At 41.8% G+C, this 14,145-nt stretch carries 17 protein-coding genes; all 17 read right to left on the bottom strand.

The genetic code is table 11. From position 1 onward, the window contains the following. Positions 1–44 precede the first annotated feature (44 nt). The 17 genes from IIB39_02120 to pdxS all read right to left on the bottom strand — a co-directional run bounded on the left by IIB39_02120 (position 45) and on the right by pdxS (position 14,131). A complete protein-coding gene (locus IIB39_02120) occupies positions 45–479 on the bottom strand; it encodes a molybdenum cofactor biosynthesis protein MoaE (protein ID MCH8927494.1) in 435 nt (144 codons plus the stop codon). Beyond that, complete coding sequence (gene moaD, locus IIB39_02115) at positions 480–725, bottom strand: molybdopterin converting factor subunit 1 (protein ID MCH8927493.1); 246 nt, start codon at positions 723–725, stop codon at positions 480–482. Then, positions 722–1,360 carry an MBL fold metallo-hydrolase gene (locus tag IIB39_02110; protein ID MCH8927492.1) on the bottom strand — a complete coding sequence of 213 codons (639 nt, stop codon included), beginning with the start codon at positions 1,358–1,360 and terminating at the stop codon, positions 722–724. The genes moaD and IIB39_02110 overlap by 4 nt, the downstream gene beginning before the upstream one ends. Before the next feature lie 2 nt (positions 1,361–1,362). Then, entirely contained in the window at positions 1,363–2,433 is a 1,071-nt protein-coding gene (locus IIB39_02105; GenBank protein ID MCH8927491.1) for a hypothetical protein, read from the bottom strand. Then, positions 2,426–2,626 carry a hypothetical protein gene (locus tag IIB39_02100; GenBank protein ID MCH8927490.1) on the bottom strand — a complete coding sequence of 67 codons (201 nt, stop codon included), beginning with the start codon at positions 2,624–2,626 and terminating at the stop codon, positions 2,426–2,428. Before IIB39_02100 ends, IIB39_02105 begins: the two co-directional genes overlap by 8 nt. A 12-nt stretch (positions 2,627–2,638) precedes the next feature. Next, positions 2,639–3,316, bottom strand: a complete 678-nt coding sequence (ccsA, locus tag IIB39_02095; protein ID MCH8927489.1) for a cytochrome c biogenesis protein CcsA — start codon at positions 3,314–3,316, stop codon at positions 2,639–2,641. Between the two features lie 11 nt (positions 3,317–3,327). Beyond that, positions 3,328–4,005, bottom strand: a complete 678-nt coding sequence (locus IIB39_02090; GenBank protein ID MCH8927488.1) for a heme exporter protein CcmB — start codon at positions 4,003–4,005, stop codon at positions 3,328–3,330. Next, a complete protein-coding gene (locus IIB39_02085; protein ID MCH8927487.1) occupies positions 4,002–4,715 on the bottom strand; it encodes an ABC transporter ATP-binding protein in 714 nt (237 codons plus the stop codon). Before IIB39_02085 ends, IIB39_02090 begins: the two co-directional genes overlap by 4 nt. 42 nt (positions 4,716–4,757) lie before the next feature. After that, a complete protein-coding gene (locus IIB39_02080) occupies positions 4,758–5,177 on the bottom strand; it encodes a cytochrome c maturation protein CcmE (protein MCH8927486.1) in 420 nt (139 codons plus the stop codon). A 104-nt stretch (positions 5,178–5,281) separates the two neighbouring features. Next, a complete protein-coding gene (locus IIB39_02075; protein ID MCH8927485.1) occupies positions 5,282–6,454 on the bottom strand; it encodes a YbdK family carboxylate-amine ligase in 1,173 nt (390 codons plus the stop codon). A gap of 42 nt (positions 6,455–6,496) precedes the next feature. Continuing rightward, positions 6,497–8,164 (bottom strand): methylmalonyl-CoA mutase family protein, encoded by a 1,668-nt coding sequence (locus tag IIB39_02070; GenBank protein ID MCH8927484.1) that lies wholly within the window; start codon positions 8,162–8,164, stop codon positions 6,497–6,499. A 118-nt stretch (positions 8,165–8,282) separates the two neighbouring features. Further along, positions 8,283–9,260: a P-loop NTPase gene (locus IIB39_02065; GenBank protein ID MCH8927483.1), complete on the bottom strand. Its 978-nt coding sequence runs from the start codon at positions 9,258–9,260 to the stop codon at positions 8,283–8,285. After that, entirely contained in the window at positions 9,260–9,583 is a 324-nt protein-coding gene (locus tag IIB39_02060) for a hypothetical protein (GenBank protein ID MCH8927482.1), read from the bottom strand. Before IIB39_02060 ends, IIB39_02065 begins: the two co-directional genes overlap by 1 nt. Continuing rightward, on the bottom strand, positions 9,580–10,734 hold the full coding sequence (locus IIB39_02055; protein ID MCH8927481.1) for a hypothetical protein: 1,155 nt from the start codon (positions 10,732–10,734) through the stop codon (positions 9,580–9,582). The genes IIB39_02060 and IIB39_02055 overlap by 4 nt, the downstream gene beginning before the upstream one ends. 23 nt (positions 10,735–10,757) lie before the next feature. After that, complete coding sequence (locus IIB39_02050) at positions 10,758–12,659, bottom strand: 1-deoxy-D-xylulose-5-phosphate synthase (GenBank protein ID MCH8927480.1); 1,902 nt, start codon at positions 12,657–12,659, stop codon at positions 10,758–10,760. Next, positions 12,660–13,256: a pyridoxal 5'-phosphate synthase glutaminase subunit PdxT gene (gene pdxT / locus IIB39_02045; protein MCH8927479.1), complete on the bottom strand. Its 597-nt coding sequence runs from the start codon at positions 13,254–13,256 to the stop codon at positions 12,660–12,662. Further along, entirely contained in the window at positions 13,250–14,131 is an 882-nt protein-coding gene (gene pdxS, locus IIB39_02040) for a pyridoxal 5'-phosphate synthase lyase subunit PdxS (protein MCH8927478.1), read from the bottom strand. Before pdxS ends, pdxT begins: the two co-directional genes overlap by 7 nt. Between the last annotated feature and the right edge of the window lie 14 nt (positions 14,132–14,145).

Genomic DNA, 14,145 nt, shown 5'->3' with positions numbered 1-14,145 from the left:
GCAATTTACAGTTTAAAGTCTCTAATATTAGAAACTTGGAGAGGTCAATGATGTTCTTCTGAAAAATCTCCCTCATAACCTATCCATTCTTCGCCGTCAGCCCAAACTTCCTTTTTCCAGATAGGAACAACCGATTTTAATCGTTTAACGGCATAGCGGCTCGCTTCAAATGCCTCCTTGCTGTGAGGCGCGCTGACTGCGATAATAACTATTGTCTCTCCCAACTCAACTTTACCAATCCGATGGATAAAAGCAGCATCGTTAACTTGATATTTATCAATGAGTTCAGTGATGATTTCTTTCATCTTATTTTCTGCCATTTCAGGATAAGCATCGTACTCAAGGTGAATCACTTCCCGACCTCTCGAACTCCGCCGTGCCGTTCCTAAAAAGGTGATAACTGCTCCTGATTCGTTATTCTTCACTGAAGCGGTTGTCTCTTCCTCATTTATTTTTCCATCGGTTATTCTAACAAGCATTTAACCGCCGCTAACAGGAGGAAGAAACGCTAATTCATCACCATTATTTATAACGGATTCTGCTTCGGCGAATTCCTGATTTATCGCGATTCTGACAAAATTGAGCAGTGGCTCCAATTTCGGATAGATAGAAGTAATTTTTATTTTAACAGATTCCACCGTAGCATTTTCCTCCAATTCCAAATCAACAGCGTTTTCTCCGGTTATATCCTTGAGCGAGGCGAAAAAGAGTATTTTAACTTTCAAAGACTTGCTCCCGGCTGAAGATACGGGTTGCTGTCTAACTCTTTCCCAATAGTAGTTTCCGGACCATGACCTGAAAAGACAACGGTGTCTCTATCAAGAACGCATATCTTCTCCTGAAGCGAAGATTTCAAAATCTCCCAAGAACCGCCGGGTAGATCAATTCTACCCACGCTACCCGCAAATAACACATCTCCGGCAAACACTGCTTCATCTGTGACGAATGAGACACTTCCGGGCGAATGACCCGGAGTTTCTAAAACTTTCAGACTTATTGATCCAACTTTAAAAATATCACCTTCTGATATATTTCCTTCAACCTCGGGAACAGTGAAATTCCCGTTAACTCCCAACATTTCCGCCTGAGCCGGCAAAGCATCCAAAAGAAACAGGTCTTTTTCGCAAAGATAAAATGGAGCGCCCGTCTTCTTTTTAACTTCTTCAACACCAAGAACATGATCTATATGAGCGTGCGTATTCAGAATATATTTGACAGATAGATTTGAGGAAGAAATCGTTTCTAATAAAGCCGAAGGTCCTTCACCGGGATCAATGACAATCGCTTCATCGGTTTCATCATCAATAATCAGATATGAATTTTCTTCGTACACACCTAATACAAATTTCTTGACGCGCATACTTATACCTCTACAAAGAATAGGTCCTTGAGACATTGAAGACGATCATTATATGTTGAGTGGTCAATAAACCATAACGCTGCGGAAATACTGCTCAACAGGGAATTCCCATCCTGAGGCGTGAAACTATAGCCAATGACTTCGTGTTTGTTTTTCAAGTGAAGGGTCGGTTTTGCAATTACAGTTTCATTAAGAATTCTACCATAATGACCGTGATCTCTTCCGAAGGAAAATACTTTGCTCGTACTGAGCTTATGCGTCATTGCCACAAGAGGATTAGCTGCAAGCCTTTCGTATATACCTTCTAATGTGATCTCTTCCTTTAGCTTAATGTTGAAATGAAGAATGTGCATATACTGTGAATTTACTTTCATAGCCGAAGAAAATATGTTCGGCTTTACCCCAATTGTATTGAAAAGGTAAGCTGAATCTTTCGCATGATGAGTTCCGTACTTTTCATCTGAATGTATTCCTACAACCGGCGCAGGTATAAAATTGGATTCCTGGCTAATGTCGTTAGCGCGCCTGATGCAAACAAACTGACCTTCAACAAGATTATCATAGTCTTTATTATAATATGCTATCGTATTGATAAGTGACGATATGTTGTGGGTATTGCAGCTGACAATTTGTATGAATTGGTCTTCTTCACTGTTTAGCGCTTCGTCGTTAACTCCCCTCGCATAAGGTTTGCCGAAACCGAACTCGCTTCCCTGTGCAATAAAACCTTTCGTATTGTGTGTAAACTTGCTGTAATACTCGGTTTTATTTTTATGACCGATCCCCTTTGGCGTACAATCAATTACCACTGTGGCATTATCTATAGCTTCTACCGATTCATATGTTGGGGTGATACCCAACTCAAGAAATCCGTTTTTTGTATCCTTGCCAACAGCCAGTCTTGCTCCCCTCCGAAGAAGATCAACAACTTTTGACCGGTCACCTCTCAGAGGAGTATTCTTATGAAAGGTAATTTCATCCACTCCGAGCGGCTCTTTAAAATCCAACAACATTCCTATAAGCGGTTCGCCGATAGTCCCGGTTCCGATAATATGAATGACGGTTTTACTCATCAATTCCCTTCTCTCTATTCTCAATGCTCAGGTCTCTCTTGGAGTCGCCCTGCGAAGCGATTCCTTCAAGATGATCAATTTCTTTCTGAACTTTTCCTGTTCGCCAGAGGAGAGAACCAAAATAAGTTGTTAACACTACGGCAATGACTACATAGGCTGCGATGGCATATGGTAAACTCTTGAATAGGTCCATTGAAAAATCCCCTTACCTAAGATAATTAGCTTTTTTGGCTTCCAATTTATTCCTTAATCGTTCAAGATCTATTCTTTTAAGAATAAGGAATAATAATAATATCGAAAATGTTACGAACGAAAACGTCAGCGCAAATTTCATACTCGCTTCCAATTCAAGGCTTTGCGGGTGCGCAGTTGCCTCCGGCGACCACCAGTTGATGGATGTATATACTATCGGCACGTCAAGAAATCCGACAATGCCCACCACGGCAGAATATTTCTTCATCTGCTCGCCGATTGCTCCGTAATTCCTCAGCATTAGATATCCGATAAATATCAGGAATAAAATCAAGGTAGTAGTCAGTCGCGGTTCCCATGTCCACCACACGCCCCATGCTGAACGTGCCCAAATAGGACCTGTAAGCAAAACTATAAGAGCAAAAAGAGTTCCGACTTCAGCAGCAGAGGATGCTACTCTGTCATACTTATCGTTTTTACTTTTCAGATATAGAATGCTGGCAACAAATACTACTGCGAATGAAGCGAATGCCATAAATGCCGAAGGCACATGAAAGTAAAATATTTTTTGTGCCATACCCATCGTTTTTTCCATAGGCGCATATCCAAATACCAATACCAGCGCTATGAAAATCATCATAAGGGCAACTAACCCTATGAAATCTACAAAACCATATGAATTATTTTTCATTTAGACTCATCCTATTCTTCAACAACAAATTCAAATATAAGAAATGAAGTTACAAAAAACACCACGTCAAAAAGAATTAAAATCCCCAGCCAGTTTGAATATGTTTCAAGCGGTCTGTCCCTTAGTATTGCCGACGTACATTTGGCTGAGGCTATAAATGCGGGTGTACTTATCGGAAATAACAGCAATGGGAGCATAACTTCTCTCATCTTAGTGTTTACAGAAATTGCGCCGAACAACGTTCCTACTGAAATAAACCCTATAGTTCCCAAAAGCAATATGGGCCAGAGATTATTGAAGTGCGCAAATAAGTTCACATTGAGAAAAATGGCAAACAGCGGCAGGGAAACGAGTTCCACGATAAGTACAAAAATTAAGTTGCTGATGAATTTGCTCAGGTATATAACGCTCCTGTCCACAGGAGCCAAAAGAGTTCCCTGTAAACTGTTATTCTCTTTTTCTAAAGTGAATGATCGATTCAATCCCAAGACGCCAAAAAACAGAAATGTGGTCCACATGAGTCCGGGACTTAGTTTAGTTATAGTTTTTGTATCGCCCTCAAACGCAAAATTGAATATTAAAATCACGATAACCGAGAAAAGGAACATCGAAATTATAGTCTCGCGTGATTTCAATTCTATCAATAAATCTTTCCACAGTAATGTAGCGAGATGCGAGATATGTTTCAACCAATTACCTCCACCGCTTTTTCAGTGTATGTTTGTTTAAAATCGTCTAAAGAGATATTTCCTGATTCGGATTCCCAAACAAACCGTCCATTGGACATAATCGCTAATTTATCTGCCGCATTATATCCTCTTTCAAGATTATGCGTCACAAGCAATATTGATCTGCCGCTATTCCGATGCGATTCCATATGCCGCAAAAGAGTTTCTGCCGCAGACCTGTCGAGACCTGTAAAAGGCTCATCCAACAGCAATAATTTCGGATTATGTATCAGGGCGCGGGCTATTGAAAGCCTTTGCAACATACCTCGGGAGTAAGTTCTCACCGAATCATACATCCTCGGGAGGAGTCCGAATTCCGTGAGCAATTCATTTATGCGTTCATCGAGATTGTTTACTCTGTATAATTTTCCGAAGTAACGTAGATTTTCTATCGCATTAAGCTCTGAGTAAAGAAAAAGGGAATGTGAAATAAGTCCTAAATTAGTTCTCATCTCTTCCGAATTATGCTTTATTTCAACATCATTCAGGAAAATACTGCCTGATGTCGGAGATAATAGCGTGGCGATTATTTTGATGAGAGTGGTCTTACCTGCGCCATTTCCGCCGAATATGGCTATTGTCTCGCTATTATTTATTTCAAAACTGACGTTGTTTACAGCTTTCAAATATCCGAAATCTTTACACAGCTCCCGGACTTGAAAGTAGCTCATCGAATCAGTTTTAACATCGATAGGTTTTAGATTACGAATCTATCAGGATGCTTCGCTTGGAGTAGCTTCCTCAGTTTGATATTCGGAAGATTCATATTTTGACGGACATTTCGCCATCAGCACATCAGCGACAAATAAGCCATCCTCGGTAAAGTTGCCTTCAAGAATAACATCAGAACCGTCACGAAACATATCGGGCGTTATCCCGCTATAAAATACATCTATCACGTGCTCATCCTGGTGGATTTTGAAATTAACATCAAGTTTTCTCACGTCAGTAACGATAGAACCTTCTAAGACCACACCGCCCATTCGGAGACGGTCTCCTATAAGCTTATCTCCACTCTCGGATAATTCTTGAACTGTTACGTAGTATGAAGAGCCTTTACTTACTCCCGATACCATAAAATAACCTATGCCTAATACGATAATTGATATTCCTATTACAAATTTTTTAGGCACTTTCCCCTCCTTTCATTCTTCTTAAATTCCTGTTTTTCATTACTTCAAATATATACGTGCAATCGGCTTCTTGTCAATCGAAATCGAATCCCACAAGCTATTATTTACTCTTCCGCAACCAGAGATTTTTCTTCAACTTCGTATTCCACCGAATCAATTAGACGTTTTTGCATTTCAACCAAATCCTCTCCGACTTCGCTCCATAACTTAAGCATATCTTCGGCTCCGCTTCCCTCTTCGATTATTATATTTATCTCTTCAAGCCAGTGAGACGTACCAAGTTTTTTCGCATAGGGCATTGCGGTATCTATCATTTTCCTTACTTCGTCCCTCATTGATCTGATAGCGCCGTCATACGGGCAAATGATGTCGCAGTCAAGCCCGAACCTTCGAGCCTTCCAATATCCGTCTAACAGGTAGAGATCATTTACAGGTCTTTCGAGTTTGCCTTTTTCGAATTCTTCGACTAACTGACACACAAGAGCCTGGGATAATGCGATAAAAGCTCCCGTTCGTTTTAAGGAAGCATGAACATCAAACATCCTGAGTTCTACCGTTCCGAAAGTAAGATGAGGACGAACTTTCCACCAGATCTGACGCGCCTTGGTTATACTTCCTGCTTCTATCAGCTTATTCACCAGCGTTTCGTATTCTTCGAAACCTTCAAGATGCGGCGGCAAACCCGTCCGAGGAAACGTACCGAACTGTACGGTGCGGGATGACATCATTCCCGTTCGAACGCCGTCAAAAAATGGAGAATTTGCGGAAATCGCCATTAAAGGCGCTATCCATCTACGCAAACCGTTGCTTACGCGGACGGCTTTGTTCGGGTCGTCAAGCCCAATATGGATATGAAGACCAAAAGTAATATTCCTTTTCGCCAGGTACTGAAGTTGATTCATTACCCATTGGTAATCCTCCGTTGCCACAAACTTTTGTTCCTGCCATTTCGCATAGGGATGAGCTCCGCTCAAGCCGAGAACTATTCCGAACCGTGATGCAAGTTCAGCAGTTTTTCTCCTCATCTCTGCTATAGCTTCCACTGTCTCATCTACTGTGCGGTTTATACCTGTTCTCAGTTCCAAAACGGAAAGCAGTAACTCATATGAAAATTGCCCCCTTAATTTAGAGTCCGCAGCTTCCATTAGATCATCTACTCTTGAGACAAGATCGCCGCTGTCGGGATCGCATAACTGATATTCTTCTTCTACACCGATAGTAAGCGGTTCATTTTTTCCATAAATTTCGAGAATTTCTTTTTTTATGTATTTTCCCATTGAATTTTCTTTCAGATTGATAGTTCAGACAGCATATATCGATTAAAAAATCGCAGGTTCTCTATAGACACCCAGTGATTCTTTCATTGATTCTATTATTTCCCCCAAGGTAGCGTAAGATCGTGTGGCTTCAAGGACAAATGGCATTATGTTATCATCTTCGCTATCCGATGCGGCTCGTAAATTATTCAGCGCCTCGGTAACTTTGCCATTATCTCTTTTATTCCTAAGTTCATTTACGGATGTATTCTGATCATCTTCCGTGTTGCGCATTATTTCTAATAACGGGATATTCACTTCATCGTCTTCATTTACGAAATCGTTTACTCCAACCATAATCCTGTCTTTTGTTTCCAGTTTTTTCTGGAACTCGTAAGCTGAACGGGCTATCTCCTTTTGAAAAAAGCCCTCTTCGATGGCGGGTATAACGCCACCCAACTGATCTATACGTTCAAAATATCCTTCTGCTTCTTTCTCTAATCTGTCCGTGAGAGCTTCCACGAAATACGAACCCGCAAGAGGATCAATTGTATTAGCCACTCCTGATTCATATGCGATTACTTGTTGAGTCCGCAGAGCGATTGCGGCGGCTTTTGCTGATGGAAGCGCAAGAGTTTCGTCCATCGAATTCGTGTGCAGGCTCTGTGTGCCGCCAAGCACACCTGCAAGCGCTTGCAATGCTACTCGAGCTATATTCAGTTCCGGCTGCTGTGCGGTCAGGCTGACACCCGCTGTCTGCGTATGAAATCTCATAAGCAATGATCGCTCCTTTTTAGCGCCATACCGTTCTTTCATATGCCTCGCCCATATTCTGCGGGCTGCTCTGTACTTGGCTATTTCCTCAAAAAAATCGCTGTGAGAATTGAAAAAGAAGCTCAATCGCGGCGCAAAATCATCTATATCCATACCGTTCTCTATAGCGGCGTCAGCATAAGCGAATCCGTTGGCGATCGTAAACGCCAATTCCTGAGCCGCCGTCGAACCGGCTTCGCGAATATGGTAGCCGCTGATACTTATCGTATTATATTTCGGCATTTTCTCAGTACAATACTTCATCATATCTGTAATTATCCGTACCGATGGACGGGGCGGAAAGATATATTCTTTTTGCGCTATATATTCTTTTAGAATATCATTCTGAAGAGTACCCTGGAGCTTTTCAAAAGGAACTCCCTGTTTTTCCGCTACTATCATATAATAAGCCAATAGTACAATAGCAGGGCCGTTAATGGTCATTGAAACGCTTACTTCGTCAAGTGGAATCCCGTCAAATAACACTTCCATATCTGCAAGTGAAGCGATGGATACGCCGCAACGACCCACTTCACCTTTAGATATTCCAGCATCGGGATCGTATCCCATCAAAGTAGGCATATCGAAAGCTATGGAGAGACCGGTTATACCTTTTTCAAGTAAAAATTTAAAACGTTCGTTAGTGTCTTTTGCCGAACCAAAGCCTGCAAACATCCGCATTGTCCAAATCCGACTCCGATACATAGACGGGTGAACTCCCCGCGTGTACGGATATTCACCGGGGAATCCGATTTTTTCCATATAATCATCGGGAATATTTCCGTCCGGAATATAAAGAGGATCAAGTGGAATTCCCGACATCGTCTCAAAATCAGCATCGCGTAGATTGGCATTTGAATAGGCTTCTTCCCACCGTTTCTTCGCCTCTTCGAAAAGTTTCTTTTTATCTTCGCTCATCATTTTGCCTTTCAGATTTATAAAACCGTAATATCAATTCCGGGTGTTCATGATTCAAAAGTAGCATAAGATTCTCTCACAGGAATAGATGTGAAGTTTATTACAATAAATTGAAATCTTAATCTTCTTCTGACTCAACAGAAGTCATAGCAACATTATTTTCTTTAGGTGCCTCGCTGACGTTTTCTGAACCTGAGTTGCTCGCTATCAGCAGACGGGTCGCATATACCAGAGCTGCTGAGGCTTCATCCTCACCATCTTCCATCATAAGCGTCGTTTGATTTGCCAGCGACTCCCTTACCTTGTTGCTGAACGGGACTGAGCCGACATATTCAGCGTCAATGGACAGATATTTTTTAGTTAAATCCACCATTTTTTTGCCTATCAAGGATTCATGTTTGTTTTGAACAAAGTTAATTATTATTCTCAAGTCAATAGATTTTAGCGCTGATTTAATTTCTCTCTCAAACTCAGGATCTGTTTCTTTTGCTACCCTAATCAGGTCGTGAACCGTTCGGATTCCCGCTTCGTTTCTGGGATTCCGCGCTTGGTCGATAAGATCGTGCAATTTAACCCGCTTCTGAAATGTGGTTAACAGCTTTCTGTAAATTGACGCCTTAATAAATCCATAAGCAGATTCGATTGCCGGTTTTTCCGGAATAGTGACAATTATGCCCATATTCGCCATTCCGAAAAGGTCAAGTGTGTTATATGCGGTTCCTGCTCCCACATCTAAGAGGATGTAATCCGCATCAAGCTGCTGAATATGTCGCATGAATTTAAGTTTTGTGAAATACCTCGGGTTGGCCATTCCGACAATTTCATTACTTCCCGGCAGAATTTTTAATCCTTTAACAGCGGTATCTATCAAAAGTTCGTCAAGCGTTGATACCCTCCTTAAAAAGAAATCGTAGATTGTCATTTCAGGAGCTCCAATGCCGAGATAGGAATGTAGATTCGCTCCCCCGAGATCAGTATCAACTACTATGACGCTTTTGCCGAATTTAGCCAATCCGACAGCAATATTTGCCGCAAGCATTGTTTTGCCGACTCCACCTTTTCCGCCGCCAATTGCCCATATTTCAGATCGAGCCACTATTCCACATCCTCTAAGTTAGCCCTGAGAATCAACTCTACCAGGCGAGTCAATACATCAACTTTCTTATTTAAGAGTCCAAGACGATCATTTTGGAGTGAAACGACCTTCAATAAATCAGCTGTAGTAACTTCAGTCTCTTTTTCGAAATCATCAACATTATCTTCGTTCTTATCCGTTTCGACAACATTGGAAGATGTGCTCCCGTTGGACCCGTCTATCGGCATAATTGTTGCCTGCTCTTCTTCAACGTTGACAGGCTTGAGACTACTTACGAGTTCATCAATATCTTTTCTTTCTTCGTCTGATAGATTTTGCATCATTCTTTATTGTTTATATTCTTCATCACATTAGAGATTTTACTATCCAGCTTTTTTTCTCCTTCTTCCAACTCTCCAAACTTGTCCATAAGACGATCTACTTCAGCTATAGTGTCTTTATCCGTTTTAAGCCAGCGATCACCGCCGCTTTCAACTTCTTTGTCCACAGGTAAATCAATATCTTTGGTTTTTATCGCCGGGCTTGGTTCCGATTTTTTATTTTCAATTGAATAGGAAGCTTCAGAATCAGAACGATTTTTAAACACATACCAGGAAAGAGCAGAAATGATAACTACAAGAACCCCGATAATATAGTAAACCAATTTCCCTTCCGCCGGAATTTCTTCATCATCAATATTAGTTGTAGTCGGTAGTTCAACGGGCGATTCAATACTTGGTAAGCCTGTTAAAGTTGTTAACAGCTTTTCGGCTTGAATAACTTTCTGCTCCACTCTGCCGACTGCTATATAACGAGCAAGCTCATCAATTGCAGCGGTCGTATCCGCTTCCAACAGCAATATTTCTGAAAGATGAAGATGAGATTCCCCCCATTTCCCTTCTTCCGCAAGCGCTCTGCTAAAATTAAACTTCGCCATATCGTATTGTTTTCTTTCCTTCCGAATTATACCCGCATAATAATATGCGTCCGTGTATCCGGGGCGAAGTCTGAGAGATTGTCTGATTTTAGCAACAGCCTCATCATATTCTTTCCTGTCAAAATATTCTTTAGCTTCGTTAAGAAGCTTTTCCGCGCCACTCAACTGACGTTCATCCGATTTATATATATCAATAACAACCCTATCGGGTTCATCATAATAGCTTTTGCGAAGAATCGAACTTGCGATGGCAATTTCTATAATAAACTTTACGCCTTCCTCTTTTGGATCTGCTATTACCCGACCGACTATTCCGTCATTTATGCTGATATTTTTCACTGAAGCCGACATTTTGATTGCGCTGAATATCAGTTCCACCGTCTTTTTATCGGAAGAAAAGTCGTTGATAAGAGGCTGAACCTCTCCGGAAAATTCAAAAACTATACGCGTATATTCTTCATAGCTGCTATACCGAATATCACGCAATTCCGGTTGCTGAGCGAACAATGAGGTTGCCGATAACAACACTCCGAAAATAATATATCTTCTTATTTTCATACTTATATTCTCAGCGCCTCAAGTTATTTAGCCAATGCTTTCGTTTTCGATTTCTCTAAAGGATTATTTAATTTATTTGATACAAATTCGGCAATCTTTTCCGGCGAAAGATTAACATCATCGAGAAGCTGCTTTCTCGAACCGTGTGTTATAAAATTATCAGGTATTCCCAAAGTAAACAGATTTTCGGTATTGATATTGTTAGCCGAACACCAATTCCGTAAATTTGCTCCAAACCCGCCCATGATTGTGTTTTCTTCAATAGTTATCAGCGTTGAATATTTTCTCGACAGCCGTTTCATCATCTTTACGTCGAACGGCTTTACAAATCGACAATTCACTACACCACTGAATATCCCATTTTGTATGAGCAATTCCCTTGCCTTCATAGCATTATCCACCATTGCGCCCACAGCGAGAAAAGCCACGTCCTCTCCTTCTTCAAGAATTTCCCATGAGCCGATTTCCAATATTTTCGGGGGAAGTTTCGGCTCGTATGATAAAGAGCAATCTTTTGGATAACGCACCGCGAATGGACCCTTGGATTTTTTCATGGCAGTGTAGAGAAGATTTCTGAGTTCTGTTCCGTCTTTCGGCGCGGAAACAATCATATTCGGAATTGAAGAGAGATACGTTAGATCAAATGTTCCATGGTGAGTGGGACCATCAGTTCCCACCAATCCTGCTCTGTCTAAAGCAAAAATTACAGGAAGATTTTGAATTGAGGTATCGTGAATTATATGGTCGAAAGCCCTCTGTAAAAATGTCGAGTAGATAGCGGCAATCGGTTTTAACCCTTCCGCGGCAAGCCCGGAGCTGAATGTAACAGCGTGTCCCTCGGCAATTCCAACGTCAAAAAACCTGTCAGGGAATTTCTCTGCGAATTCAACTAATCCTGTTCCTTCTTTCATAGCTGCCGTAATCAAACAAACTTTATCATCTTTTTCAGCAAGCTCAATTGCAACATCGCCCAGGACTTTCAGATAATCCGGAGCCGGAGGTTTCACACTTTTTCCGCTCCCTTTGATTCCATGCCATTGAACCGGATCCGCTTCCGCAGGCAAATAACCTTTACCTTTACGGGTATTAATATGAAGAAGAACCGGGCCTTTAATATTTCTCAGTTTCTTAAAAGTATCAACCAGTTCGGAAATATCATGACCGCTAATCGGACCAAAATACCTTATTCCCAATTCTTCAAAGAAAATGCCCGGTACTAAAAGAACCTTGACTGCTTCGTCAAGTCTTCTGGCTAAGAATCGTATCTGTTTTTTCCCCATAGGAAGCTTTCCGGTCAATTTCCATATCTCATCTCGAACGCGATTGTACAATGGATTTGTAAGCATTCGAGTAAACAGCTGAGAGACAGCGCCGATATTTTTTGAAATCGACATTTCATTGTCGTTCAACACAATCAGCAAATCGGTCTTCAGTTGACCCGCATTGTTCAGGGCTTCGAACGCCAAACCGCCGGTCATCCCGCCATCCCCGATTATTGCGATAACCTTATTGTCTTTACCGGATAGCTCCCGACCCTTTGCAAATCCTAATGCAGCGGAAATTGAGGTGGAGGCATGACCTGCTCCGAACGCATCATGTTCACTCTCAGATCTTTTCAGAAAGCCCGACAGACCGTTATATTGCCTGATGGTTCCAAATTTTTCATTTCTGCCGGTTAGTATCTTATGGGCATAAGCCTGGTGCCCCACATCCCAGATCATCTTGTCAGAGGGACTGTCATAAACGTGGTGAAGAGCCACCGTGAGTTCTACCGCTCCCAACGGGCCTCCAAAATGCCCGCCGCTCTTCGTCACTACCTTGATTATCCTGTCTCTGATCTCATCACATAATCTTTTGAGCTCGTCAATTGATAATTTCTTTATGCCTTTCGGCAGTTTAATTGTTGAAAGTAATTTATCAGTCATTTAAGCGGCGACCTCTTCCCTTTGGACAAATTGTTTTACAAAATAATTATGAATGTTTCGGTTTTCCGAGAGCTCGGGATGGAATGATGTAACTAACACGTTCGAATTCCGTGCCATTACGACTTCACCGTTCAGTTCAGCCAGCGCCGTTACGCTTGATCCAATATTCATTATTTTTGGCGCCCGAATGAATACTGCATGAAACGGATTTTCATCATCAAAATTCAGAGATATGTCCGCGCTAAACGAATCCCGCTGACTGCCGTAACCGTTCCTGTCAATATCAACGTCAATTACGCCAAGTCCTATAACATTCGCATATTCGCTCTGGTTTGATAGAAGTATCAGACCCGCGCAGGTTCCCATTACCGGATTTTTCATAACAAAATCCCGTAATGATTTCTCTAATTTACTTCTCCTTAATAAATTTGTCATCGTTGTGGATTCTCCACCGGGAATAATCAAGCCATCCACATCAGAAAAGTCTGATGATGTTCTAATTAGCTTCGTTGCAACCCCAAGAGATTTGAGAGCAGCTAAATGTTTCTCAAAATCTCCCTGAAGCGCAAGCACTCCTACCGACTTCAAATCTACCATCCACGCTCCTGAAGTAATTGTCCTTCGGGAATTTCCGAAATATCCAATCCTTTCATTGCGTCGAGAAGACCTTCCGAAACTTTAGCAAGAACTTCAGGGTCATCCCAATGCGTAGTTGCTTCAACAATAGCCTTTGCTCTTGCCGGTGGATCTTCCGATTTGAATATTCCGGATCCCACAAACACTGCCTCGGCGCCTAATTGTATCATCAGCGAAGAATCTGCCGGAGTTGCTATTCCACCTGCAGCAAAATTCGGTACTGGCAATTTACCCAATTTGGCGGTTTGTTTTACCAGTTCGTAAGGAGCGCCAAGTCTTTTCGATTCGGCCATTAACTCTTCTTCGGACATAACAGTCAACACCCTTATTTCACCCATCACCGAACGCATATGCCTTACCGCTTCAACGATATTTCCGGAGCCGGCTTCGCCTTTGGTGCGGATCATAGCAGCGCCTTCGCCGATTCGCCTTAGAGCTTCACCCAAATTCCTGCAACCGCAAACAAACGGTATTTTGAATTTTACTTTATCAATATGATTATTCTCGTCAGCCGGTGTCAACACTTCCGACTCATCAATGAAATCCACATTCAATGCTTCAAGAATTTGCGCTTCCGCAAAATGACCAATTCTGCACTTCGCCATTACCGGAATACTAACCATTTCCTGTATCTCTTTAATCATTTTCGGGTTTGACATTCTTGCGATTCCGCCGTCCTCTCGAATATCGGCGGGAATACGTTCGAGAGCCATCACCGCAGTCGCTCCCGCATCTTCTGCTATTTTCGCCTGTTCGGCGTTGGTGACGTCCATAATGACGCCGCCCTTTAGCATCTCTGCGAGTCCTACCTTTACTTCATATGTACCTTTTTCCATTTGCTTAAATCCTT

The organism is Candidatus Neomarinimicrobiota bacterium, from assembly GCA_022573815.1.
In the GTDB taxonomy this organism is placed as follows: Bacteria; Fidelibacterota; SORT01; order SORT01; family SORT01; genus JACZTG01.
Note: the sequence above shows the minus strand (reverse complement) of the source record. Positions and strands in the feature narration are given on the sequence as shown.

What these genes read in the sequence shown, in the direction of transcription:
- IIB39_02120 (MCH8927494.1), bottom strand. Translation starts at nt 479, where the DNA reads ATGCTTGTTAGAATAACCGATGGAAAAATAAATGAGGAAGAGACAACC.
- IIB39_02110 (MCH8927492.1), bottom strand. Translation starts at nt 1,360, where the DNA reads ATGCGCGTCAAGAAATTTGTATTAGGTGTGTACGAAGAAAATTCATAT.
- IIB39_02105 (MCH8927491.1), bottom strand. Translation starts at nt 2,433, where the DNA reads ATGAGTAAAACCGTCATTCATATTATCGGAACCGGGACTATCGGCGAA.
- IIB39_02100 (MCH8927490.1), bottom strand. Translation starts at nt 2,626, where the DNA reads ATGGACCTATTCAAGAGTTTACCATATGCCATCGCAGCCTATGTAGTC.
- ccsA (MCH8927489.1), bottom strand. Translation starts at nt 3,316, where the DNA reads ATGAAAAATAATTCATATGGTTTTGTAGATTTCATAGGGTTAGTTGCC.
- IIB39_02085 (MCH8927487.1), bottom strand. Translation starts at nt 4,715, where the DNA reads ATGAGCTACTTTCAAGTCCGGGAGCTGTGTAAAGATTTCGGATATTTG.
- IIB39_02075 (MCH8927485.1), bottom strand. Translation starts at nt 6,454, where the DNA reads ATGGGAAAATACATAAAAAAAGAAATTCTCGAAATTTATGGAAAAAAT.
- IIB39_02070 (MCH8927484.1), bottom strand. Translation starts at nt 8,164, where the DNA reads ATGAGCGAAGATAAAAAGAAACTTTTCGAAGAGGCGAAGAAACGGTGG.
- IIB39_02060 (MCH8927482.1), bottom strand. Translation starts at nt 9,583, where the DNA reads ATGATGCAAAATCTATCAGACGAAGAAAGAAAAGATATTGATGAACTC.
- IIB39_02055 (MCH8927481.1), bottom strand. Translation starts at nt 10,734, where the DNA reads ATGAAAATAAGAAGATATATTATTTTCGGAGTGTTGTTATCGGCAACC.
- IIB39_02050 (MCH8927480.1), bottom strand. Translation starts at nt 12,659, where the DNA reads ATGACTGATAAATTACTTTCAACAATTAAACTGCCGAAAGGCATAAAG.
- pdxT (MCH8927479.1), bottom strand. Translation starts at nt 13,256, where the DNA reads ATGGTAGATTTGAAGTCGGTAGGAGTGCTTGCGCTTCAGGGAGATTTT.
- pdxS (MCH8927478.1), bottom strand. Translation starts at nt 14,131, where the DNA reads ATGGAAAAAGGTACATATGAAGTAAAGGTAGGACTCGCAGAGATGCTA.